The organism is Pedobacter nototheniae (genome assembly GCF_032678625.1).
GTDB classification, from domain to species: Bacteria; Bacteroidota; Bacteroidia; order Sphingobacteriales; family Sphingobacteriaceae; genus Pedobacter; species Pedobacter nototheniae_A.
The window spans coordinates 88615-113372 of sequence record NZ_JAVTSO010000006.1; the positions used below are offsets into that span (position 1 = coordinate 88615).

The window sequence follows — 24758 nt, forward strand, 5'->3', positions numbered from 1 at the left end:
CTTTTACTAAGTTCTGCGGCTTTTTTATTTTAATCTAAACCAAAGTTTTTAAAGGCAATTGATACAAAGCCATTTGATGTAGACATATTAAGATTAGAAAAGGTGATCGTTTTTTCTGCAGCATTTATAACACCATTAACTTTTGAACCGCTACTTGGTGTTGCGGTTGCAGATACGGGTATATAACCAGAACTTATTTTTACAACTAAGGTTGAGCTTGGGTTGTAACCATTAACATTATAAACATAGGTTGATGTAGCATTAACTGGGGGTGTAGATATGGTTGCAGCAATATAATATCCATCAAGTATCAATCCGTAATAAGTGGGGGTATTGCTCATGGTGGTAACGCGGAAAGAATAGGTATTTGTGGGATAACCGTACAGATACTTTATAGCAACCTCATCATTTGCATTGAAAGTACGATCAGTGCCGTTACTGCAGGCAAGCATAAACGAATTTGGATCAGCAGAAGCAGGGGTCCCTGGAATTTGAATTGCGCCAGGAAAATTTTGAATATCTGAGCTGTTATAGGTATTTCCTTCATTTTGACTGTTGGCGCAACTATAACCTCGGTCATAATAGTCGGTATGCCTTAAACCTATGCAATGGCCGATTTCATGCTGGATGACAGAGGTTATGTAACCAAGATCGGGATTTGTACCAAAAGCCGCAGGATTTGTATTTAATCCGATTTCATTAAAAGGATTGCCTGAGAAAGGGAATCCTCCATATCCAAGTTTAATGCCCTGGGAAGTTGCCGCCTGGTTAAAACCAATAATTTGAATGTCGCCATTGCTGTTAACAAACTGAAAGTTAATTTTTAAATTTAAAGAGTTGTATCTGGTCACCGCATTACTCGCAGCTGTTGAATAAACCGCTGGTAAATTTGAAACAGAAATGGTTATTGTTCTGGGTAAATTTTGAACCAAATTATAAGTTTGGTACTGTTCTGATTTGGCAATTATTAAATTTGCAGAACTTGCTGCCTTACCCAAGGTATTTTTAGGCAAAAAGATATCGCCCTCAACAATATAACCATCATTAAGGATTTGGACCCCCTTTGTGTTAAAGCCCATTTCTTTAATCTTGTTCAGAACGGTTTCAGGGATTTCGGTATTTTGTTCGGGCGCTACAGCTTGCTTTTTAGAACAGGATTGGATGGTTAAAATAATTAAAAAGGTAATGAGCGAATAAAGAATTTTCTTTTTCATAATTTAAGTGTGTAGGTTTAGGGTTACATGATTTTAAATCCAATATACATAAAAGATGATTTAAAATTCAATACAACCAGGTAGTTAACCTTTAATTATGAATGGATACAGAGTGTTACTGTTTATAGGAAGTTTGTCATTGTTCTTTTAATCGAACGTAACGAAATCTTTATAGTGAGGTGCTGAAAAAGAAGTATTTATTGGTGTGGATAAATGAATTAAAGTTTTTCCATTAATTTTTTAATACCAAGCTTCTCTGCAAGTTCATTTAGGTCTTTAACCACTACATCTATAATTGGAATACCATTAGTAATCCTGAATCTATAGAAGGGTTTTTCGAACGATTTTAAAAGTGTTTCGACTACTCGTCCCGATTTTTACCGGGAAGCTCAATGTGACAGATTTGGCGAGAAATTGCATTGATGATAGAACCTCTTTTATATGATCAATACCAAGATCGGTCTCCTTTTTTATAAGGCACGCAACCATCGTAATGGCCTGGAACGGAAACATACCTCAGGGCTTCTGTAGCGCCAACTTCTGAGCTGAAATAGGCCCATAAAATGGCTTGTTTAATATTGGTGAAATAGTGATTGGGTAAACCTTTAAAACCCTTGTCCTCTTTTCTTTTCTCTCTTTCCTTTTCTGGTTTTTGTTTTTGATAGAAATTTGCTTCCTGATCCAGCACGGTTAAAAAATCGTTTCTTTCAGCGGTGTTACAGTTTATAAATACCTTCCCTTTACTTTTTTCACAATCTTTATCGATTTGTTTTAGGCCTTCATAAAAATTCATTTGCTCCTGTTCCGTATAACAATCAGCAACAATAACTTTTATAAAAGCCGATACAGCAGCAGCTTTAGCACCCTGGGATTTTGGGGTTGTTGGTAAAATTGTTTCACCTACCTCATCCAATAATTCAAGCTCTCTGTAGGTTAATAAACTGGCCGTGCTGCTGGCCGGATCTTTAAAACTACTCAAGAAAAAATCGGCACCTACAACGGCCCCGCTTGTTAATAAGGCTATCGATTTTAATAAGTCTCTTCTGTTCATATCATTTTAATTACAGATTTCCTTTTTTCAATTCATTTACGGCAAAATTTGCGGCTCTTGCGGTTAGCGCCATATAGGTGAGAGAAGGGTTTTGACAGGCAGAAGAAGTCATACAGGCGCCATCTGTAACAAAAACATTTTTGCAATCCCAGATCTGGTTATGCTCATTCAATACCGATGTTTTTGGCGAACGCCCCATGCGGGCAGTACCCATTTCATGGATGCCATGTCCCATTGCATGCCCATTATCCCAACTCGAAATGTTTTTAACCCCGGCAGCATCAAACATGGCGGTTATCTCAACCAGGATATCTTTTCGCATTTTTAGTTCGTTTTCCTGCAATTCAGCGTCCATATTCAATACCGGAAGTCCCCACTTATCCTTAACATTTTTATCTAAAAAGATTCTATTGCGATGATCCGGAAGAATCTCTCCGAAGCCACCAGCCCCAATAGACCAGCCACCTGGTTCGGTTAAGGCTTCTTTGAAACCAGCCCCAATACCTAATTCAGGAATATTCTGGCTCCAGCCCGAGCGACTGGCACCTCCCTGAAAGCCAAAGCCTCTTAGGTAATCTCGCTTATCTCCAAATAGATTTACAAAGCGAGGTATATAAAAACCATTGGCCCTTTTGCCATAGTAATACTTGTCTTCATACCCTTCAACAGTTCCCTGGCAGCCTAAGTTATAGTGATGATCCATTACGTTATGGCCAAGCGCTCCGCTGCTGCTGCCCAGTCCTCCTGGCCATACATCCGTAGCCGAATTGAAAAGCACCCAGGCACTATTTAAAGCAGATGCACAGAGGAAAACAATTTTTGAATGAAATTCATATGTTTTATTATTTTCAGCATCGAGCACTTCAACTCCTTTTGCTTTTTTTGTATTCTTATCATACAATATCTGTGTAACAATAGACCATGGCCTAACCGTTAGGTTACCCGTTTTTTGTGCAGCTGGTAAGGTAGAAGACTGTGTACTGAAGTAACCGCCAAATATACATCCTTCCCAGCAGCGGTTCCTGAACTGGCATTTTGTCCTTCCGGGGATGGCTGCAGTTAAGTTTGCAGTGCGTCCAATAATCAAATGCCGCTGATCCTTGTAGTGCGCTTTAATCCTTGCCGATACATCTTTCTCTACGCAATTTAAATCCATTGGAGGCAGAAATATTCCATCAGGTAGTTGTAAAAGCCCTTCTTTAGATCCGCTAATACCCGCAAATTTTTCCACATGGTTGTACCATGGTGCTAAATCTTTATATCTGATGGGCCAATCTACTCCAATACCCTCTTTCCCGTTTGCCTCAAAATCAAAATCGCTTAGGCGGTAACTTTGTCTACCCCACAATATAGAACGGCCACCCATCTGATAACTTCGCCACCAGGTAAATGGTTTGGTTTCAACATATGGGCTATCTTGTTCATTGGCCCAATAATCCATAACCGGTTCGGAGGCAGCCCAGCCCCGGTGTATAACCGGATATTTTTTTCTTTGCTCCTGAGTGGTCGTCCCACGATGTGGCATTGCCCATGGATCACTTTGTGCTGACTTGTAATCTTTTATGTGCTCAAAGTTTCTTCCTCGCTCTAAAAGAAGCACTTTTAACCCCTTTTCTGTAAGTTCCTTTGCGGCCCATCCGCCACTGATTCCGGAGCCAACAACTATCGCATCGTAGGTGTTTTTATTCATCACATCAGATATTTGGTGTGTTGTAAAACTATCTGCTATTGATTAAAACAAACTCCATTATTTTCTTTAATACAGCTACTATTTTAATAAAAATGTATCTTAGGGTACAACTAACCTGAAATAAACAGATATGAAGCCAATGATTGAGAAGTTAACGCTCAGTGAAAACACTTCATTTGTAGCAAGAACGTATCGTACACCCAATTTTGAGGTGCCCTGGCACCAACATGTTGAATATGAGCTGATTCTTTTTACAGAGGGCTATGGCAAATGTTATATCGGCAATTACATAGGCGATTTTGCCATAGGCGATATTTTCTTTCTTGGAGCGAACCTCCCGCATACTTTTCAAAAGGCTGAAAAAGATTTGGTCACAAGTGCTGTGGTGGTTCAGTTTCATGGAGACTTTTGGGGTGATGATTTTATTAACCTGCCGGAAAGTAAATCCATAAAAGAATTCTTTAAAATATCTGCCAAGGGACTTAAAATTTCTGATAATGGTAATCCCCGGCTTGGTATCTTAATTAAAGCTTTGGAAGATGCTGAAGGTTTTTCCCGAATCATAAAATTAGCTGAATGTCTTGAATTGATGTCTACCGCTTACACTTACACTTTACTTTCTATCCAGAATTTGGAAAACCTTAGCCAAAAACAGGATCGGATTAATGCTGTGTTTCAGTTTACACTCAAAAATTTTCAAAATGTAATAACCTTAAAAGAGATTGCAAAAATAGCTTGTATGAGCGTACCTGCTTTCTGCATGTATTTTAGAAAAAGCACAAAAAAAACATATATAAATTTTGTTAATGAGCTTAGGATTGGGCATGCCTGTAAACTTTTAATGGATACCCAGAAGGATATTATGAATATTTGTTACGAAAGTGGATTTAACACTTTAACTAATTTCCATAAACAATTTTTAAAATTAAAGTTTACCACGCCGTCGGCTTATCGGAAGAATTTTAATAAACAACTTGAAAACCCTTTGGTTCCGCAACAAATTGATAGAAGTTTATCTGAAACAAGCACTTCATGGGGAATGCAAAGTGCTTTTTAAAATAGACCGAGGTCGGTGTCGCAGGGCGGAAGTCCGAAGTTAGCGTGGAAAACCTATCTATCTCTACGTTCTTTGTGCTTACTTTCGCGTTTTTTGTAGTTAAAGCAGTCGAAATACTCAAAAACCTTAATTCAAACTATCAATCCCCAACTTTTCTGCAAGTTCATTTAAGTCTTTAACCACTACATCTATAATTGGAATTCCGTTAATTTTTCTTTCCTGCTCAAATTCGTGTTCAGGTTCGCCGGGAATGATTACCTTTTTATCAGGATCTATCGTTTTTGCACTTTTAAAGCGTTCAATCCAGTTATCTAAGTGATCTTTGAATTCTGCTGCAGGACGAAACCCATCTACGCGCATGGCGCCTAAAAAATGCCCAAGTCCTTCACCCACCGGATTTGCAGAAGGTTCTAAAAAAGCAACGAAAGGAGGTACCCACGGGCCATAGTTTGCTCCTGAAAGTACTGCAGACAAAATATCAACGGTGGCACTTAACCCGTAACCTTTGTGGCTACCATGGTCTTTATCACTGCCTAAGGGCAATAAAGAGCCTCCATTCTTTAATTCATTGGGGTCAATAGAAGCCTTTCCATTTTTATCCTGTACCCAGCCATCAGGCACATCTTTATTGGCTCTTTGTGCTATTTCGAGTTTTCCGTTTGCAGCGGCGGCAGTTGCCATATCTACAATTACTGGAGGATATTTTCCTGCCGGAAAGGCATAACACATTGGGTTGGTGCCCAGTAATCTTTCATTCGCATAAGTAGGGGCAACTAAAGGACTGGCATTGGTCATACTCACACCTATCATATCTTTTTCTACCGCCATTAAAGCATGATATCCTGCGATACCAAAATGATTGGAGTTTTTAACAGAAACCCAGCCACTGCCATATTTCTCTGCTTTTTCTATGGCCACTTTCATTGCAAATGGCGCTACAACCAACCCTAATCCACCATCACCATCAACCGTTGCAGTAGTTGGGGTTTCATAAACAACCTTAATGTTGGGCGTTGCATTTATTCTTTTCTTTTCCCAAAGACGAACATAACCACTTAAACGTGCTACTCCGTGCGAATCGATGCCCCGAAGGTCAGAACGTAATAATACATCTGTAGCTAAGTTTGCATGTTCATCGGAGCAACCAATCTTTTTAAAAACACGATAAGTGAAGGTTCTGAGTTCGGTTTCGGTAAAAGTTATAAAATTCATTTTTGCAATGTTTTCAAAGGCTTAATCTTCAAACATGAAGTAGTAAAGATTAAAATCGTTATGGTAATAATAAAGTAAAGTCGCCACCTAAAGGCTCAAAGTTTTCAATCAGGGAAGAAAGAAAATCTTCTCCATAATTTACATACATAGGGGCAATATTAGAAATTCTTTCCTGTAGAGTGCCATTAGGAAAAAGTCTTTTCTTTACATTTTCAATTTGTTGAAGAGAAAATTCATGTTTTCTTTTCTCCGCCCTGAATAATTTCTTTTCCAGATTGGATAAAAGATGATTGGTTTTTTGCCTCGCTGAATCTGTAGAAGCAGAAAGTGTTTTGTCTACCTTAAAAGAGTTAAGCTTAATTTGATCAAAAATACTGTTAACCGCTCTTATCTCATCTGCAAGGCTAAGCTGGGCAGTAGAATTTTTCTTTACCCAAATGTTTTTTAATTCTTCTACAGGTAAAAAAGCATCTTCTAATGTAAAACCTAAACTGTGCAGGTTTTCTGCGCTCCGTTTATCAATCAGTAAGGCCGAATTTCGCAGAAGCAATACAGGGAAATCAACTTTATAAAAATCGAAATTGGCTTTCAACTGCATCCAATAAGATACTTCTGCGCCACCACCTATATAGGCTATATTTGGTAAAATTAATTCCTCATACATAGGGCGCATCACCACATTCGGACTAAAACGCTCAGGGTAGGTATTAATCTCTGTTTTTAATTCTTCTTCCGTAAAACGGATATCGGTATGATTTACGCTATAAGTTTTCCCTTCCAGAATAATGCGTTCACGTAATTCATCTTTGAGGTAAAAGAAATTAATATCCCGACCATTAACCTGGGTTTTATAACCTAAATCTTCCAACTTTGATGAAGTCTCCTGGATGATTCTTTCGCTGTTTTGCTGTAGAATATCTGTCGTGATGATTGGTGCAAAAAGCTTTTTTAAGCGCCTGTCATCAGCATTTACTATTACAAGGCCATATTTTTCAAATAAACTACTCACCATAAATCTAGTGGCATCAGCTAAATTATCATGTTGTAAATAAGCTTGCTCCACCAATTTGGCAATTCGTTTGCCATTTTTTGAAATGCCTAAATAACCTTTGTAGGCTGTAACTGCTGCGGCAACAGTTTTGGTACTTAACCTTCCGGTGGCACCATTGGTTGATTGTATCCAGCTGATGTTTTTCTCATCAACACTTACATGGTTAATTTCATCAAAGTCATGATCTTCGGTTGCCATCCAATAAACAGGAACAAAGTTCTTTTCAGGATGCGCAATTTTAAGTTCAATAGCTAAATTAATAGCGGTAACTATTTTGTAAATAAAATAAAGCGGACCCGTAAACAGGTTCAGCTGATGGCCAGTAGTAACAGTAAAGGTTTGGTCTAAAGCTAAAAGATCAATGTTTTTAGTTACAGATTTATTGACTTGCAGGTGTTGGTATTGTTGTTTTAAAACATCAACTAAAATGGCTCTGTCGCCTTTAAAATTTCTGTTTTCTATGGCTTGTGCCAAGCCATCCATATCGGGGCGGTAACTGTAAAAAGCACTAAGTTGCTCTTCATTATTTATATAATCTAAAACCAACTTTGAGAAAGAACCGGTTTCCTGATAAGAAATATATTTTGCCTGCATGATTTGCGAATTAAGGCAAATTTAAGGAGAAAATGCTTTTGCCTTGTATATTTTACAAATAGTAGATAAAATGTTAAAGAATTAGATAATTAAAAAGGAGTTGGAGCGTACTCGTTTTGTCCGCTTGCCGCGGGGGCTTGCTTTTTTTTGGCAGCAAAAAGAAACAAAAACTGCCGGCTTGCAATCTTTCTTTTAAAGCTATTGGTGAGGCTTTTTCAGTGCTTACCGAAACATTGACCATGCCGGTTTAAAAGCTGAACGGAGAGATCGTGGTTTGGCCTTGTTGGGCATAAATACTACATCATGCAAAACTAACCTTAAAATTTCTACTGTTTTTACCTAAGCACGCCACCGGCATAGCAGTATTTCGCCGGAGAGCACATTAGAATTCTTGCAGTTGTTAGTATTGCGAATAACCAAGGGAATATGCAGCGGGCGCAGGGCTGAGAATGGGCCTAAGCCTCATATTGCCGCTATTAGAATTCTGATGCTGCTATTCAAGAAAGGATGCAAGCCTTGACTTTTGGGTACCTTTTTGTTAAGAAAAAGGTACGAAGCCCGTCTGGCTAAGACAATTATTCCGCTTGCCGCGGGGGCTTCTCTTCTTTGGACAACCAAAGAAGCAAAGTTGCCGGCTCGCAATCTTTCTTTTAAAGTTAGTAGCTAAGCTTTTTCAGTGCTTACCGAAACATTGACCATGCCGGTTTAAAAGCTGAACGGAGAAATCGTGCGTTGGCCTTGTTGGGAGGAAATTGCAGCTGCTAAATCATGGTAAACTAACTTTAAATTTTCTACTGTTTTAACCTAAGCACGCCACCGGCATAGCAGCATTTCGCAGGAGAGCACATTAGAATTCTTGCAGTTGTTAGTATTGCGAATAACCAAGGGAATATGCAACGGGCGCAGGGCTGAGAATGGGCCTAAGCCTCATATTGCCGCTATAGTAATTCTGATGCTGCTATTCAAGAAAGGATGCAAGCCTTGACTTTTGGGTACCTTTTTGTTAAGAAAAAGGTACGAAGCCTGTCTGGCTAAGACAATAATACTATCTATCCGCTTGCCGCGGGGCTTGTTTTCTTTTTGACAGCAAAAAGAAACAAAAACTGCCGGCTTGCAATCTTTCTTTTAAAGTTAGTAGCTAAGCTTTTTCAGTGCTTACCGAAACATTGACCATGCCGGTTTAAAGCTGAACGTAGAAATCGTGTGTTGGCCTTGTTGGGAGGAAATTGCAGCTGCTAAATCATGCTAAACTAACTTTAAATTTTCTACTGTTTTAACCTAAGCACGCCACCGGCATAGCAGCATTTCGCAGGAGAGCACATTAGAATTCTTGCAGTTGTTTTAGTGTTTCGAATAACCAAGGGAATATGCAGCGGGCGCAGGGCTGAGAATGGGCTAAGCCTCATATTGCCGCTATTAGAATTCTGATGCTGCTATTCAAGAAAGGATGCAAGCCTTGACTTTTGGGTACCTTTTTGTTAAGAAAAAGGTACGAAGCCTGTCTGGCTAAGACAATATTATTTATCCGCTTGCCGCGGGGGGCTTCTCTTCTTTGGACAACCAAAGAAGCAAAGTTGCCGGCTCGCAATCTTTCTGTTAAAGTTAGTAGTTAGGCTTGTTCAGTGCTTACCGAAACATTGACCATGCCGGTTTAAAAGCTGAACGGAGAAATCGTGTGTTGGCCTTGTTGGGAGGAAATTGATGCTGCTATTCAAGAAAGGATGCAAGCCTTGACTTTTTTCTTTTTGTTAAGAAAAAGGTGCGAAGCCAGTTTAGCTAATACAATGTTATTTTCCTGTCTGTTTCTAAGCCCATTTTCTTTCTATAATACTTCTTAACAAAATCATAAGTAAGGCTAAAATACCAAAGCATAATCCTATCCATGGAATGTATTCTACTCCTTTAGTAACAATAATCCATCCACCAACTGCGGTACCTAAAGATACTCCAAGATTGCCAAAAGAAGTAGCAAGACTATTAGCAAATTCAAGCGAATTCGGTGCAGCTGAAATCATATAAGCCGAGGCATTTAAAAAACTCGGAGAATACAAAAACCCCCATAAAGCAATAACGAGGATGATTATAATTGTATTTTCTCCAGAAAAGAAAAGTGCTACAGGAATTAGAATGGTTCCCGAAAGGAAAATAGCTGTTGTTCGAGGAATGTTTTTACTCAACATTTTTCTCGCCAACCAATTGGAAATTATACCCATCACTCCAAACAAGAACAACATATAACTAATCATAGTACTGTCCATATTTTTTGCTTTATTTAAGTAATCTGCAAAATAGCTATAAGTAGAAAACCAGGCTGCAATCATAAAAAAGTTCATCGCAGTGCTGATTAAAAATTTTGGATCTTTAAGTATTTTTAACTGACTTCCATAAGATTTCTTTTCGGTTACAGGTAAAGACGGTAACACGAAAAAAATACCTAATAACGCCACAAAACTTACTATTGCTTGTACTGCAAACGAAGCCTTCCAGGTAAATAAACTGGCTAAATAAGTGGCAAACGGTACTGTTGTAACCATAGCAATTGCAATGCCGCCTAATACAATACCCATTAAATTATTCTCTTCCTTTTTATGTGCTTGTGCTACAGCCACCGAAATTGCGGTTGCAATATATACAGGTTGTAAAAATGCAGGCAAAATTCTGACCAATAATAATAGCCAGAAAGGCGGCGAAAGTGCTGATACAATCCCTGTTAAAAGAAAGAGTGAAATCGCGGCCAACATTACTTTTTTTCTATCGTATTTAGAAACCAATAATGTTATAAACGGACCTGTTATCGCGATAATTAAAGCGAAAGCACTTAATAGAATTCCTGCTTTATCAATCGTGATGTGGTAATAATCTGCGATTTGTGGTAATATTCCAATTACTCCAAATTCGGTGGTAATTACACCGATCATTCCCAAACAACCGATGTATGCAAACTTTTTCATTGTAAATTATTGATTGTTAAGATTAGAATAAACCACATTTTGGAACAAGTTCCCAAGATCCCAAAAAGAAGCTGGCTGATATTCTTGTGTCATAATAATTCCAATTAGATTTTCTTGTGGATCTACCCAATAATGAGAATTGAAGGCTCCGCCCCAATAAAAAGAACCTACGCTGAGTGGATGGATATATTTATTTTTTGGTGTGATTAAGCCCACGCCCAAACCAAACTGAAAATCAACCTCCATACCATTAATTTTAGTCTGCTCATTAAGCTGATTGCTTAACATAAGGTCAATGGTTTTTTCGCCAATCAGTCTGCCATTTTTAGTTAAGCCCTTATTTAAAATGAGGTGTAGAAATTTAGCATAATCCGCAGTGGTTGAACTTAATCCTGCTCCACCAGAATAGTAAATGCCTTTTTCTAATGGATAATCAATGTTATTTCCTTCATAAATTAAATCGCTAACTTTATTGAGCTTTTGATCCGTTTTGGTGTAAACAGAAGCTAACCGATCTGCTTTAGCTGTGGGGAGGAGAAAATATGTATCCTGCATACCTAATGGCTTGAAAATTTTTTCGTTAAAACATTCATTTAAAGATTTTCCGGACCAAATTTCAATCAGATAACCTAAAACATCTGTATTTAAGCCATAAGTAAATGCTTTACCAGGTTGATGAAGAAGAGGCTGTTTTGCTAAAAGCTCTATTTTGTCTTTTAATAAACCACGGCTCCCCAACCCGGTAGAGATATGGGCTTTTTTATAAATGGCATTCATTCGCTCATCAACAGAAAAAACAGGATAACTTATTCCGGAAGTATGGCGAAATAAATCTCTGATGGTAATTTCTCTTTCAGCGGGTATAGTGGTATAGCTACTGTCAGTTTGATTAAATTGATCCAGCACCTTTACATTTTTAAACGCTGGAATATATTTTGAAACGGGATCTTCCAGTAAAAATTTACCTTCTTCCCACAGCATCATCGCTACAACACTTGTTATCGCTTTAGTTTGAGATGCTATCCGGAAAATATGATCCGTCTTCATGGCGATTTTATGCTGCTCATCCGCATAGCCAAAAGCTTTATTGTAAATGGTATTTCCATCTTTAATCAATAAAATGTTGATGCCTTTTACCTGTTGTTCTTTTAGCAACAGTACGGCTAATCGATCCACAGATTTTTCTATAGTTTGTTGCGCCATGCCTTTAATTGTCGGGAATAATAATGTGAATATCAAAATTGCTTGCTTGTACATGATTGAATTAATTTTATGGTTCAAAATTATTATGGAACAACTACTTTTGCATGTTGTACAGCCATTTGTATGGTACTAACAAATTTGTAAGTAATGGGAAAGAGAAAGGAAAATTCGACCAACATGCTGAACGAGAAAAGCATTGTAAGTAGCTGTAATTTAACTTATGCCGTATGTAAAGTAGGCGGAAGATGGAAGTTGCTCATTCTTTGTAAATTGGAAAATCATGAGTTGAGATTTGGTGAGCTCAAAAAATCAATTGTGGGCATTACCGAGCGTATGTTAACACTTCAGTTGCGCGAACTTGAAAAGGATGGATTGGTTAAACGAACTGTTTATGCAGAAGTTCCGCCTCGGGTAGAGTATGAATTAACGGCAATCGCTAAAGAATTGATTCCGATTTGGGCAAAGTTAAGTGGATGGGGTGCTAAACATCGTGAATTAATTAACGATTAATAGCCGTTATTTTAAATCAATATTATTGCAAAATACGGAGAAATGCTCTGTAGTAAAATTGCCTGGTTGAGATTAAATCATCCCCAACCTTAAAAAGGATAGGGATGATAATTTAAATTTTAAAGGTTACTTTCTACAGCACCAACTTTTTCTCTGTAAAGATCAACAGGACCATCGAGTAACACCGCAATAACCGTTAAACTTTTATCCAGTCTATCTTCTGGTACAGGAATGTAAACAATGCCGGGTATTTTACTCCAGTAAAGTTTATTGTAAATTTCATGCGGAAGCATGGTTCCGTCTCCCACCACCCTGATTCTGCTGATTTGGTTTTTTAGGCCTTTTATTGCAATCGGACCTGTTGGTTTTCCTTCTACAAATAAATAAAGCGTTTGCCTGTCGGCAGATAATACGGTGTTCCCATCGTAATGACCTGCAGGAATGCCAGCTGTTGTTTTATATAATGCTTCAGCATTTTTAATAATCCATTCTTGGGCTTCGGTATCTAATGGTTTTACATCAGATGTAAAGCTTAAGCCATCAGCAGATAAATTGGTGCTATTAAAAATATTAACCCCATGATTTAAGTCAGTTGAAAGTTTTTTAAGCTTATAAGTGGTTGAGAATTTACTTTGTGTACCAGTTAATGTTGTTAAATCAATGGGTTTACCAACCAGAATATCGGTTTTAAGGACTTCATTAAATTTTACTGCAAGCACGGTTACATCTTTATCATAAGCACTTTCGGGCACATCTATAATATAGTCCTGGTTTTCAAGTTGCTTAAAATTAACTTTGCCCTGATGGCCAATAACAGAAACGGTGGCAATTTTCGAGGCCAGTCCAGAAAGGGTTATTCCTGCTTTATTTTGGTAGTCAAGATATAAAAATAAAGTCTTTTTATCTTTAGATAATGCGGTTTTACCATTAAAATGCCCCGCCACCAATCCGGCTTGTGTACCATAAATAGCTTCTGCATTTTTTTTAGTCCAGCGGCCTAAGTTTTTTAATATGGCAACCTGTTCTTCAGCAATAGTTCCATCTGCTTTGGGGCCAATATCAAGTAATAAATTTCCACCCATGCTAACGCAGTCAACCAGGGTACGGATAATCATATTGGAGCTTTTATACTTTTGATCGTAAGGTTGATAACCCCATGAATCGTTCATGGTGTAACAAAGTTCCCAATATGGAGAATTTGGCTTCACTACCGGCACACCCTGTTCAGGCGTTTCATAATCACCATGTTCATCCAAACGCGAGTTAATAATAATATTAGGATTATAGCTGCTTAGTAACTGACGAACTTTATCTGCTTGCCATTCAGCCGCAGAATGTTCCCAGTTTCCATCAAACCACAATAAATCTGGCTTAAATTGGGCAGATAACTCGTTAAGCTGATTTTGATAGTAGCTTAAGAAAGCATTCCAACGTTTAGGATCAGCTTTTGCATCGTAACGTTTACGGTCTCTTGTAAAAACATCGTAGTTGTCGTAACTCCAGTCTGGCAAAGAAAAATACAAGCCTGTTTTCAAGCCTGACTGTTTTAAAGCAGCAACAAATGGCGTAATTAAATCTTCTTTTGCTGCACTGTTTTTTAAAGTGGTTGTTGCATCTGCGGCTTTAGTATTCCAAAGCGAAACCCCATCATGATGTTTGGTGGTAATTACGGCATATTTTGCACCACTTTCTTTAATCAGTTCAACCCAGGCTTTAGGATCATATTTTGAAGCGGTAAAGCCCTGCAACTGCTTCATATAAGTATCGTGATTGGTGTAATTGTTAAAAAAAGACCAGGATTCTGCAATGCCATTTACGGAATAAATGCCCCAGTGAATGAAAATGCCAAGTTTTGCGTCACCAAACCATTCCATTTTGGATTTTGGTTCCGCAGGCTTTTGCGTTGGTTGTCCATAAATATTTCCGGTAGCAGTAAGTAATAAAAAGAAAAGTGTCTTTTTCAGGCTCATTTTATGTGGTTTTAACCCGTAAATATATTTTATTAGAATTATAATTAATTGAATTAAACAGGTAAAATATTAAGTTTAATTGGAGTAAAAGAACGATTGGAATTACCAGGTAACAGGAAAGTTATAGTATATAAAATCTATAGATTTTATTTTGTATGTTTGTGTTACATAATTAACAAGCATATTAATACAAAAGAGCTTATGAAAAATAAATTTTACCTGGTTATTTCTTTATCCTTTTTATTCGCATCGGGACTTAAGGCCCAGGTGGTAAGGGGAGTAGTGAGCGATTCTCTTCAAACCATTATTGGTGCAACCATTTCAGTATCTGGTCAAAACATTAAATCAGCTACCAATGCACAGGGAAAATACGAATTAAAGTTTCCTGCAGCAGGAACTTATACCATTAATGCGGCGTATGTGGGCTACCAAACTCAACAGAGAACCGTTACGGTAGCTGTTGGAGAAACTAAAGAATTGAATTTTACGTTGGCTGAGAATAAAAATGATCTCGATGGAATTGTTGTGGTGGGATCAAGAAGTGCCCCACGTTCGCAGATGGAAACACCTGTGCCCGTTGATTTAGTGGATGTTAAGAAAATGGCTCAAAATTCACCTCAAGTATCACTGGCGCAGATCTTAAACTATGTAGCGCCATCTTTTACTTCAAATGTAGCTAACCTCACTGATGGTACCGATCACATTGACCCGGCTTCTTTACGGGGTTTGGGTCCTGATCAGGTTTTGGTTTTAATTAACGGAAAGCGCCGCCACACTACTTCATTAATTAACATTAATGGTAGTTTAGGAAAAGGCTCTGTAGGTACAGATTTAAATGCAATTCCTACAGCCGCCATAAAAAGGGTGGAGGTTTTGCGTGATGGGGCTGCTGCGCAATATGGTTCTGATGCCATTGCCGGTGTAATTAACATTATTTTGAATGAAGATGTAAATAAACTTTCGGGAAGTATAACCGGAGGTGGTTTTACCGGAAAACATTCTGATGGTTTGGATGGCGCAACAACCCAGGCCAATGTAAACTATGGTGTGAAATTGAATGATAAGGGTGGTTTTTTAAACCTTACCGGATCTTTTGATTATCGTGATTTTGCTTCAAGAACTACACCTTATCGTGGTGTTATTTTTACGGACTATAACAACCCAACTTTATATCCGGCACCAACGGGAGCAGATATTACCGATGCCGAATTGACAAGAAGAGGATTAACCCGTGGAGATTTTGTTCCGAATATCGGGCAAAGTAAAAACCGCGGCGGCGCATTGTTTTTAAATTCAGTAATTCCGGTATCAGATGGCGCTGAAATTTATGCTTTTGGTGGTTTAAACTATAGAAATGGAACATCTAATGCTTTTTATAGAACACCACGTCAATTAACACAAACCAATGCAACAATTTACCCTAATGGCTTTTTGCCACAAATTATAACTGATAATAATGATCAATCATTGGCTATTGGGATCCGGGGGAAATTAGGCGAATGGAAAGCTGATTTTAGCAATACATATGGTCGTAATTATATTAATTTTACAACTGCAAATACGCTAAACGCCTCGTTGTTAACAGCATCTCCAACTTCTTTTGATGCCGGAGGTTACGATTTTGTTCAAAATACCACCAATTTAGATTTTACACGTTTTTTTAAAAATACGCTAAGTGGAATTAACGTTGCATTTGGTGCGGAGCATCGTTACGAAAATTATAAAATTATTGCTGGCGAAGAAGCATCTTACGTAAACTATGGCAACGCCATAAATGTGGGCACTACAGCTAATCCAATTTTAATTCCTGATCCAAAAGGAAATATTTCTACCCGTTTTGCTGCAAATGGAGCAGCTTACGCTGGCGGTGCACAAGGATTTCCTGGCTTTAGTAAGGATAATGCAACTAATGTAGGTCGCTCATCGGTTGCAGCTTATGGCGATGTTGAGGTTAATTTTACCGATAAATTTTTAGTAGACGGAGCTTTACGTTTTGAAAACTATTCTGACTTCGGTTCAACGCTTAATTTTAAACTGGCCGGACGATATAAATTTTCTGATCAGTTTGTATTGCGTGCCGCTGCAAGTACTGGCTTCAGGGCGCCATCCTTACAACAACGATATTTCAATGCCACATCAAGCGTATTCATTGATGGTAATTTTGTTGAATCAGGAACTTTTTCAAACGATAGTCGTGTAGCACAACTTCTGGGCATCCCTAAGTTAAAAGAAGAAACATCCACCAGTTATAGTGCCGGTTTTACCTCAAATTTAGGCAAGTTTAAAATTACGGTTGACGGATACCTTATTCGCATTAACGACCGGGTAATTTATACAGGCCAGTTTAGTGGAAGCAATGCGGCTTCGGCTTCGGCACAAGACAAGGAAATTTACAACTTATTACGCCAGGCAAATGCCAGTACGGCACGTTTCTTTGCAAACGCTGTAAATACTGAAACGAAGGGTATTGATGCCGTTATTACATACACAACAAGCTTGGGCAATGGTACTTTGAGGACAGATTTAGCAGGTACAATTTCTAAAACTTCGTTGGTTGGTGGTATTAACACTTCGCCATTACTGGCTGGTAAAGAAAATATTTATTTAGACGATGCCAGTGTAATTTTATTAACGAAGGTGGTGCCCCGTATTAAAGCGAATTTAACATTCGATTATACCTTGAATAAATTTAATGTGTTTTTGCGTAATGTATATTTTGGATCTGTATCACAACCGACCAATGTTATCGCCAACAGGCAGGATTTGCCTGGCCGTGTAATTACAGATTTGGGACTGGGCTACAACCTGACTAAAAACCTGAAATTAACCGTTGGCGCCAATAATATCTTTGATGTTTATCCAGCCGAACTTTTATTGGGTAGCCAGGGCACTTCAGGTATTTTATATCCAAATCAGGCACCACAATTTGGTTTCTTAGGCCGATATGTATTTACCAGAATCAATTTTAATTTCTAATCACTAACAATAACCACTTAAAAGCCGGCAAATTTATTTGCTGGCTTTTTATATAAACAAGATTTACAGAATAATGTTGTTTTTAGGTTGCAGGGCAGGTGGTAAGTCTGTTTCGCCAAGCATTTCTCTTAAATCTATTTCGATGGTACGGCTCATTTGAGAAATAGGCACATCATTAGCACTGCCTTCAAAAGGATTTTCGGTACTTTCTCCAACCTGTTCAAGTGATGTGTATACCCACGATATTAAAACACTAAAAGGAATAACCAGCCAAACCATATTACCTTTCATAATTCCATCTACACTTTCATTAAGTTTATCGAATTCTTTTAACATGCCGAAAGGAAGTAAAAAACAAAACAGTTTAATAAAGAAAGCATTAATGGTTGCAAATTGGCGTGGGTAGGGGAAGTTTTTAATTCTTTCACTGCGACCTTGCTGATCGTAAAAATCTCTGATCATTTTTTGCAGTTCGATAAACTGAAGCATATCTATTTCCTGGTTAACAAGCAGTTCTTTAACTGTTTTTGATTGTAGACTCATAAGCTGTACGGCCCTGTTCTTAGTACTTAAAATATATTTAAGTTCCTCCGCCGGGATGTATTTAGCCAGTTCGGTTTCCAGTGCGGTTTCCTTTTCCGGGATAATAAAGAAGTTTCTGTATTCAGCATTATAAGATTTGTTACCATTTTCCCATGCCCGGCTATCTCTCATTTGATAACGTAAGGCTGTTAACCAGGCAAAATGGCGGTAAATCAGCTCTTTAGTTTTAACCGGGTTATCGATTAAAAAATCGCGGCTCATGGTACCCCAGGTTCTGCTGCTGTTTAAAATTGCGCCCCAAATTTGCCTGGCTTCCCAGGTGCGGCTATATGTTTGTGTATTTTTAAAACCCACAATAAATGCTGTAGCCGTACCTAATAAAGCAACAACTGTCCAGGGGATGGCCAGCCAGCTAAAACCAAGGGTTTTATATAAAACAGTTGGAATAATACCTATAAAAATTAGTATAAAGATGTTTCTTCTTGTCCATATAAGAAACTCGGATAGCCTGTAAGATTTACCTGAATGCATAGCTGGTATTTTTAAGAAATATTGGAGTGGCAATGAGATTAAGGCGTTCGCGCAATGATTGTTATTTCGCGAAAATTATAGAAATAAGCCCAAAAAGAATTGGAATAGAAATTAAAATTAAACCTATAAACTGCCAGAGGGGTACTTTGGCTCTTTTAGAAATTTCTGCAATGCCATCTTTATATGTAAATGGCATTTGATTCCGGCTTAAGGTTTGTTTACAATGCAGGCAATGCGAAAAATACTTTTTCCCCACCGGGAAAATCGGAATCCAGAATATATGGAAATAGCTTGAAAACACCGTGATAAAAACAGTATCCTGCTCCTTGCAATACGTACAGCTGGTATCAGCCAATTTTTCGGTAAGTATGGTCGAATTTCTCGTCCCAAAGAAAAAAATCATAAGCGCTTTAGTTTTGGGGATGTAAAACTGAGCGGGAGATGGACAGCTCAATCCATACAAATATAAAATAAAACCTGAAATAACCTAAGGTCCATTTTTAAATCCGGGGCATAAAAAAACCGGTTTTGAATAAACAAAACCGGTTTAATATTTGGATTAGTGTATTACCATTTTTTTCTGCGTTCGCCACCTTCTTTGTTTCCACCTTCACGGCTTCCACCTTCACGTCTGCCGCTACCGCCAGTACTACCACCACGATCTTCACGTTTACGACCAGAGAAATCTCTGAATCCGCCACCGCTGTTTCCGCCTTCACGTCTTTCGCCACCGCCAGAACTTCTTCTGTCGCCGCCACCGCCGTAACTACGTCCACCGCCGCCACTTCTTCTTTCTCCACCAAAACCACCGCTACGTCTTTCGCCGCCATCGCGTCTTGGTCTGCCATCACTTCCGTCACGACCACCATCGCCACTTTTCTCGATACGAACATTACGGCCTTTGAATTCTACAGCTTTGAAACCTTCGAAAACTTTTTCGGCTACGTCATCTTCAACTTCAAAGAAAGAATAAACACCTTTTAAGTCGATTTTACCAACGCTTTTGCCACCAATTTTTGCATTGTTGCAAATGAATGATAACATATCGCCACGGGTAAATTCATCTACAGAACCTAAGTTGATAAACAAACGGGTGTAACCTTCGCTACCTCTGTTGTTACCACGTACGCGGTCACGTTCGTTACGATCTTCGGCAACTGCTGCATTTAAATCAGGAGCTTTAGAATAATAGTCTAAGAAACGGTTAAATTCTAAAGATGCAAAACGTTTGATTACCTCTTCTTTACTTAATTCCGCAAATTCGTCCATAATACGAGGAATGTACTGATCTATTTGCTCCGTATTTACTTCTACATTATGTACTTTATGTACTAAAGAGAATAATTGTTTTTCGCAAACATCAAATCCCGTTGGAAGCTCAGCTTTAGTAAATTGTTTACCAATAATGCGTTCCAGCTGACGGATTTTACCAACTTCTTTAGAGTTGATGATACAGATTGAAATACCAGTTTTACCTGCACGGCCTGTACGACCAGAACGGTGGGTATAACTTTCAATCTCATCAGGTAAAGAATAGTTAATTACGTGTGTTACGTTGTTAACATCAATACCACGGGCAGCAACATCAGTTGCAATTAATAATTGCATGTTACGCTCACGGAAACGTTGCATTACCTTATCACGTTGTTGTTGTGATAAATCACCGTGTAAAGCATCCGCATTGTAACCATCTTTAATTAAGTGCTCTGCAACATCCTGTGTATCCAGTTTGGTTTTACAAAATACAACTGCAAAGATTTCAGGGTTAAAATCTACAATCCGTTTAAGGGCTGCATATTTATCACGTGCACGAACGATGTAATACTCATGTTCAATGTTTACGTTACCTGTGTTTTTTGTGCCCATGGTTAATTCTACAGGCTCATTCATGTATTTTTTAGCAATACGGCGAACTTCTGCCGGCATGGTAGCCGAGAATAACCAGGTTTTTTTGTCATCAGGTGTGGTTGATAAAATGTCGTTGATGTCATCCTGGAAACCCATGTTTAACATCTCGTCAGCTTCATCAAGCACAACATATTTAACGCCGGAAAAATCAATTGCCTTACGGCCAATGATATCCAACATACGGCCGGGCGTGGCCACTACGATTTGTACGCCTTGGCGTATTTCACGTAGTTGTTGCATAATGTTTGCACCACCGTAAACGGCAACTACATGCGCATTAGCAACGTTTTTAGAAAAGTTTTTAAGGTCGTTAGCGATCTGTAAACATAACTCGCGGGTAGGGCATAAAATCAATGCCTGCGGTTTATTGCTTTTAAAATCGATTAGTTCTAACAGCGGCAAACCAAATGCGGCTGTTTTTCCTGTTCCTGTTTGGGCCAAACCAACAAAATCATTAGTGCCTTCTAACAGTACAGGAATACTTTGCTCCTGAATAGGCGTTGGATTTTCAAATCCAAGGTCCTTTACGGCATTAACGACGTCATCACTTATCCCCAATAATTGAAATGGGTTTGTCATTCGTCTTTTTATTATTTTAATTGAGCCGCAAAGGTACAGTTAATAATCCGTATTTTATTGATAGTTAAGGAAATAGTTTTTTGGTCTAATTGTTTGAGAATTAAGGGGAAAGGTTTAAAGTTAAACGAAACCCGTAAAATAGATGGTAAGCGGGCTATAAATAAACCTCTGCACTGAAACAAAATACTTAGGAATTGAAAAGCAAAAGCAATGCTTTTGCTTTAAATGGTGCCTGCTTTACCCTGCAATCTTTTTAATAATAAATGTTATGTTAAAGCAAGAAGCCCCTGCGGCCAATGAAACAGATGCTTCGTGCCTCAGCATGACTGCACATTAAAAAGCATTTGCGTTGCAATCAGGTTTAAGTGGCAGCAAAATAGTTGGTGTTAACGCAGCCTTTCAGCCGATCGGATTAATCTTTCATCTTTATTGATGCCGAAAATGGCCAGTACACAAAACAAAATGGCTAATGCCGGCATGTAAGCGCCAACTCCAAAAGAGGCTCCTTCACTTCCTCCGGGAAGCACTTTTAAGTGAACACTGCACCAAAAAGCGAAGCCGCCAATTAAAATGATTGTTAAAATCACTATTCGTTTTTGCAGGCTTCTTTTCTTGAAGTTGAAAATATTCATCAAACAAATTACAGCTACAACAATATTGGTAATTAATAAGGGTAAAAATACATCCACCGATGGTTCTTTTCCTGCAATGTTTTGATGTAATCCATTGCTGTAAATTGCAGATTCAGCCCCATTAATCTCTTTGGTTGCAATTGGTAAAAATATCATTAAAACTAATGTTAAAGTTGCAAGCAACAACCAAACGGTTTGTATTCTTTGTATCATGTTAATTTAATATTTAAGGCAAATATATTTAATTCCACCTTACTACTCCATCTAATAAAAGGAAAAAAGTATTTTTGCATCACTTTGAGTAAAAAACGATATTTCATACAACTGGCTTATGATGGCAGCTTATACCACGGCTGGCAAATTCAACCGAATGCAATAACGGTTCAGGAATACCTGGATAAAGCAATGTCTATATATTTCAGGCAAACGATAGAAACCCTGGGCTGCGGACGAACAGATGCAGGTGTACACGCTACTGAGTTTTTTGCACATTTTGATGTTGAAAACACAGATGAAGCAAGAGTTTTGAATGCAGTTTCGGGTATTAATGCGCTATTGCCTTACCAAATTGCAGCAAAAAAAATAATTGCAGTAGCAGCCGATGCACATGCAAGATTTGATGCAACCGCCAGAGCCTATAAGTACTATATTCATTTTGAAAAAGACCCGTTTAAACTTAATCGTTCATGGCTGGTTAAAGATAAATTGAATGTGGTTTTAATGAACGAAGCTGCGAAAGTGTTATTTAACTACCAGGATTTTTCATGCTTCAGTAAATCGAATACGCAAACTTTTACCAACAATTGTAGAATTACCGAAGCTTTTTTTGAAGAAAAAGAAGAAGGCTTGGTATTTACCATCAAAGCCGACCGGTTTTTAAGAAATATGGTACGCGCCATTATGGGAACCCTGGTTAGGGTTGGTAAAGGCGAAATTGACATAGAAGATTTGAAAAAAATTATAGAAAGTAAAAACCGCAGCAAAGCAGGTCAGTCTGTTGCAGCTTGTGGTTTATATTTGGTGAAAATAGAATACCCTTATTTAAGGTAAGGGTTAAAAAACTTAAGGTAAGGGGGAGCAGCCGCCTTGCCGATAACGATATGTTTTTAAAATTTGTATAAGAGCGGTACCTTAAATCCTGATCCTTACACATTAAACCCTAAAAATGGCAGTTACAGGCGACGTATATAACACAGGATTATTAAAACGTATTTTTCAGTATGTAAAGCCTTACCGTGCTGTTTTTGTCTGGTCGGTAATACTAACCATTTTGTTGGCTGCTATTTCGCCAGTCCGGCCCTTTTTAATTAAATATACCCTTGATAATTATATTTTAACCGGAAAATATCCGGGCTTAGTCAATATGACCATCCTGATGGTTTTTATGTTGATTTTACAAACCCTTATCCAGTACAATCATACCCTTTTAACCAATACTTTAGGGCAATCTGTTATCCGCGATCTGCGTATAAATGTTTTCAATCACATTACTAAGCTTAAGCTTAAATTTTTTGATAAAACACCTATAGGACAATTAATTACCCGTACGGTTTCTGATTTGGAAACCATTGCGGATATTTTTTCTGAGGGATTAATCTCTATGATTGGTGATACCCTGCAGGTTGTTGTCATTATTGGTGTAATGCTTTATACCGATTGGGAGTTAAGTATTGTGGTTCTTTTGCCTATTCCTTTGTTGATTATGGCAACCCGGAAGTTTCAAAAATCTATAAAAGTTGCTTTCCAGGAAATTAGAACAGAGGTTGCAAACCTGAATACATTTTTACAGGAACACATTACAGGCGTTTCAATTGTACAATATTTTGCGAGGGAGAAACAAGAATACAAAAAGTTTAATGCCATCAATAAACGTTACCGCGATGCAAATATCCGCTCAAACTGGTATTATTCGATCTTTTTTCCTGTAGTCGAATTAATTTCGGCCATGTCATTAGGCTTATTGGTTTGGTACGGTGCAAAAAGTATTTTAGCCAAACCACTTGATGTAACGCCCGGTACCATTACACAGTTTATTATGTATTTAGGAATGGTTTTTACACCCATTCGTCAATTGGCCGATAAATTTAATACACTTCAAATGGGGATGGTTGGTGCCGAACGTGTTTTTAAAGTGCTGGATACTGACGAGCGCACGCCAAACTTAGGTACAGAAAAACCAGCGCATTTGCACGGAAATATTAAGTTTAAAAATGTTTGGTTTGCTTATAATGAGGATATCATCACCCAAAAGCCTGCATCAACAAGTAATCTTAATAGTGGTAATGTTGCTGATGAACAGGAAGGACATCCTTCTATAAATTATGTGCTTAAAGATTTATCATTTGAAGTTAAGGCTGGCCAAACGGTTGCTTTGGTAGGCGCTACAGGAGCCGGAAAATCATCAACCATTAATATTTTGAATCGTTTCTACGAAGTTAAAAGAGGAGAAATAACGGTAGATAACATTCGGATTGAAGATTTTGAATTGGATTACCTGCGCAGTAATATTGCAACCGTTTTACAGGATGTTTTTCTTTTTTCGGATACCATACTAAACAACATCACTTTAAATAATCCATTAATTAGCATTGAAGAGGTTGTTAATGCAGCTAAAAAAGTAGGTGCCCACGATTTTATTGAACGTTTGCCAGGGGCTTACCAATATAATGTGATGGAAAGGGGGGCAACCCTCTCTGCTGGCCAGGCGCAATTGATTTCTTTCATCAGGGCACTGGTTCATAACCCTGCCATTTTAGTTTTAGATGAGGCCACCTCTTCAGTAGATACTGAAACGGAGCTACTGATTCAGAAAGCCATTGATAACTTAATGGATGGACGTACCTCTATCGTTATTGCTCACCGCTTATCAACCATTCAGAAAGCGGATCAGATTATTGTACTGGATAAAGGCGAAATAAAGGAAAAAGGGACTCATCAGGAATTGTTAAAACTTAATGGCTATTACAAAAAATTGTACGATTTACAATTTTCATCTGAAGGGATTGCTAAAAACGCTTAACTTTTGAAACCCTTTTATAGCGTAAACGTTAGAACTTTCGATAAGTTCTAACGTTTATTTAAATGAC

17 protein-coding genes are annotated in these 24758 nt (G+C 38.2%); 5 read left to right on the top strand and 12 right to left on the bottom strand.

What is annotated here, in order from left to right; translation table 11 throughout:
- Positions 1 to 29: 29 nt before the first annotated feature.
- The 3 genes from R2Q77_RS17025 to R2Q77_RS17035 all read right to left on the bottom strand — a co-directional run bounded on the left by R2Q77_RS17025 (position 30) and on the right by R2Q77_RS17035 (position 3955).
- Complete coding sequence (locus R2Q77_RS17025; RefSeq protein WP_316804927.1) at positions 30 to 1214, bottom strand: M57 family metalloprotease; 1185 nt, start codon at positions 1212 to 1214, stop codon at positions 30 to 32.
- Between the two features lie 445 nt (positions 1215 to 1659).
- Positions 1660 to 2265 carry a gluconate 2-dehydrogenase subunit 3 family protein gene (locus tag R2Q77_RS17030; RefSeq protein ID WP_316804928.1) on the bottom strand — a complete coding sequence of 202 codons (606 nt, stop codon included), beginning with the start codon at positions 2263 to 2265 and terminating at the stop codon, positions 1660 to 1662.
- 10 nt (positions 2266 to 2275) lie between these two features.
- Entirely contained in the window at positions 2276 to 3955 is a 1680-nt protein-coding gene (locus R2Q77_RS17035; protein ID WP_316804929.1) for a GMC family oxidoreductase, read from the bottom strand.
- A 130-nt stretch (positions 3956 to 4085) separates the two neighbouring features.
- On the opposite strand from R2Q77_RS17035, the gene R2Q77_RS17040 reads away from it, so the two are divergent.
- The gene (locus R2Q77_RS17040; RefSeq protein ID WP_316804930.1) at positions 4086 to 5012 is read left to right on the top strand and encodes an AraC family transcriptional regulator; all 927 of its coding nucleotides are present in this window, start codon (positions 4086 to 4088) and stop codon (positions 5010 to 5012) included.
- A 126-nt stretch (positions 5013 to 5138) separates the two neighbouring features.
- Here R2Q77_RS17040 and R2Q77_RS17045 read toward each other — a convergent pair whose 3' ends face one another.
- The 4 genes from R2Q77_RS17045 to R2Q77_RS17060 all read right to left on the bottom strand — a co-directional run bounded on the left by R2Q77_RS17045 (position 5139) and on the right by R2Q77_RS17060 (position 12077).
- Positions 5139 to 6224 carry an Ldh family oxidoreductase gene (locus R2Q77_RS17045; protein ID WP_316804931.1) on the bottom strand — a complete coding sequence of 362 codons (1086 nt, stop codon included), beginning with the start codon at positions 6222 to 6224 and terminating at the stop codon, positions 5139 to 5141.
- A 58-nt stretch (positions 6225 to 6282) separates the two neighbouring features.
- Positions 6283 to 7869 carry a bacillithiol biosynthesis cysteine-adding enzyme BshC gene (gene bshC / locus R2Q77_RS17050; protein WP_316804932.1) on the bottom strand — a complete coding sequence of 529 codons (1587 nt, stop codon included), beginning with the start codon at positions 7867 to 7869 and terminating at the stop codon, positions 6283 to 6285.
- 1805 nt (positions 7870 to 9674) lie between these two features.
- Positions 9675 to 10820: an MFS transporter gene (locus R2Q77_RS17055; protein ID WP_316804933.1), complete on the bottom strand. Its 1146-nt coding sequence runs from the start codon at positions 10818 to 10820 to the stop codon at positions 9675 to 9677.
- A 6-nt stretch (positions 10821 to 10826) separates the two neighbouring features.
- On the bottom strand, positions 10827 to 12077 hold the full coding sequence (locus R2Q77_RS17060; protein ID WP_316804934.1) for a serine hydrolase domain-containing protein: 1251 nt from the start codon (positions 12075 to 12077) through the stop codon (positions 10827 to 10829).
- 93 nt (positions 12078 to 12170) lie between these two features.
- Between R2Q77_RS17060 and R2Q77_RS17065 the strand changes: the two genes are divergently transcribed.
- Positions 12171 to 12533 carry a helix-turn-helix domain-containing protein gene (locus tag R2Q77_RS17065; RefSeq protein WP_316804935.1) on the top strand — a complete coding sequence of 121 codons (363 nt, stop codon included), beginning with the start codon at positions 12171 to 12173 and terminating at the stop codon, positions 12531 to 12533.
- Positions 12534 to 12652: 119 nt separating this feature from the next.
- Here the strand turns inward: R2Q77_RS17065 and R2Q77_RS17070 are convergent, their stop codons facing one another.
- Complete coding sequence (locus R2Q77_RS17070) at positions 12653 to 14503, bottom strand: alpha-L-fucosidase (RefSeq protein ID WP_316804936.1); 1851 nt, start codon at positions 14501 to 14503, stop codon at positions 12653 to 12655.
- Between the two features lie 201 nt (positions 14504 to 14704).
- On the opposite strand from R2Q77_RS17070, the gene R2Q77_RS17075 reads away from it, so the two are divergent.
- The gene (locus R2Q77_RS17075; protein WP_316804937.1) at positions 14705 to 17479 is read left to right on the top strand and encodes a TonB-dependent receptor; all 2775 of its coding nucleotides are present in this window, start codon (positions 14705 to 14707) and stop codon (positions 17477 to 17479) included.
- Positions 17480 to 17542: 63 nt separating this feature from the next.
- On the opposite strand, the gene R2Q77_RS17080 is transcribed toward R2Q77_RS17075, so the two are convergent.
- The 4 genes from R2Q77_RS17080 to R2Q77_RS17095 all read right to left on the bottom strand — a co-directional run bounded on the left by R2Q77_RS17080 (position 17543) and on the right by R2Q77_RS17095 (position 21885).
- Positions 17543 to 18553, bottom strand: coding sequence for a bestrophin family protein (locus R2Q77_RS17080; RefSeq protein ID WP_316804938.1), 1011 nt, complete (start codon positions 18551 to 18553; stop codon positions 17543 to 17545).
- Positions 18554 to 18614: 61 nt separating this feature from the next.
- A complete protein-coding gene (locus R2Q77_RS17085) occupies positions 18615 to 18956 on the bottom strand; it encodes a zinc-ribbon domain-containing protein (RefSeq protein ID WP_316804939.1) in 342 nt (113 codons plus the stop codon).
- A 164-nt stretch (positions 18957 to 19120) separates the two neighbouring features.
- Positions 19121 to 21040 (bottom strand): DEAD/DEAH box helicase, encoded by a 1920-nt coding sequence (locus tag R2Q77_RS17090; protein WP_316804940.1) that lies wholly within the window; start codon positions 21038 to 21040, stop codon positions 19121 to 19123.
- Between the two features lie 386 nt (positions 21041 to 21426).
- Complete coding sequence (locus R2Q77_RS17095; RefSeq protein ID WP_316804941.1) at positions 21427 to 21885, bottom strand: DUF4293 domain-containing protein; 459 nt, start codon at positions 21883 to 21885, stop codon at positions 21427 to 21429.
- An 84-nt stretch (positions 21886 to 21969) separates the two neighbouring features.
- Between R2Q77_RS17095 and truA the strand changes: the two genes are divergently transcribed.
- Both truA and R2Q77_RS17105 read left to right on the top strand, forming a co-directional pair.
- Positions 21970 to 22722 carry a tRNA pseudouridine(38-40) synthase TruA gene (truA, locus tag R2Q77_RS17100; protein WP_316804942.1) on the top strand — a complete coding sequence of 251 codons (753 nt, stop codon included), beginning with the start codon at positions 21970 to 21972 and terminating at the stop codon, positions 22720 to 22722.
- 115 nt (positions 22723 to 22837) lie between these two features.
- A complete protein-coding gene (locus R2Q77_RS17105; RefSeq protein WP_316804943.1) occupies positions 22838 to 24691 on the top strand; it encodes an ABC transporter ATP-binding protein in 1854 nt (617 codons plus the stop codon).
- The last annotated feature ends 67 nt before the right edge of the window (positions 24692 to 24758 follow it).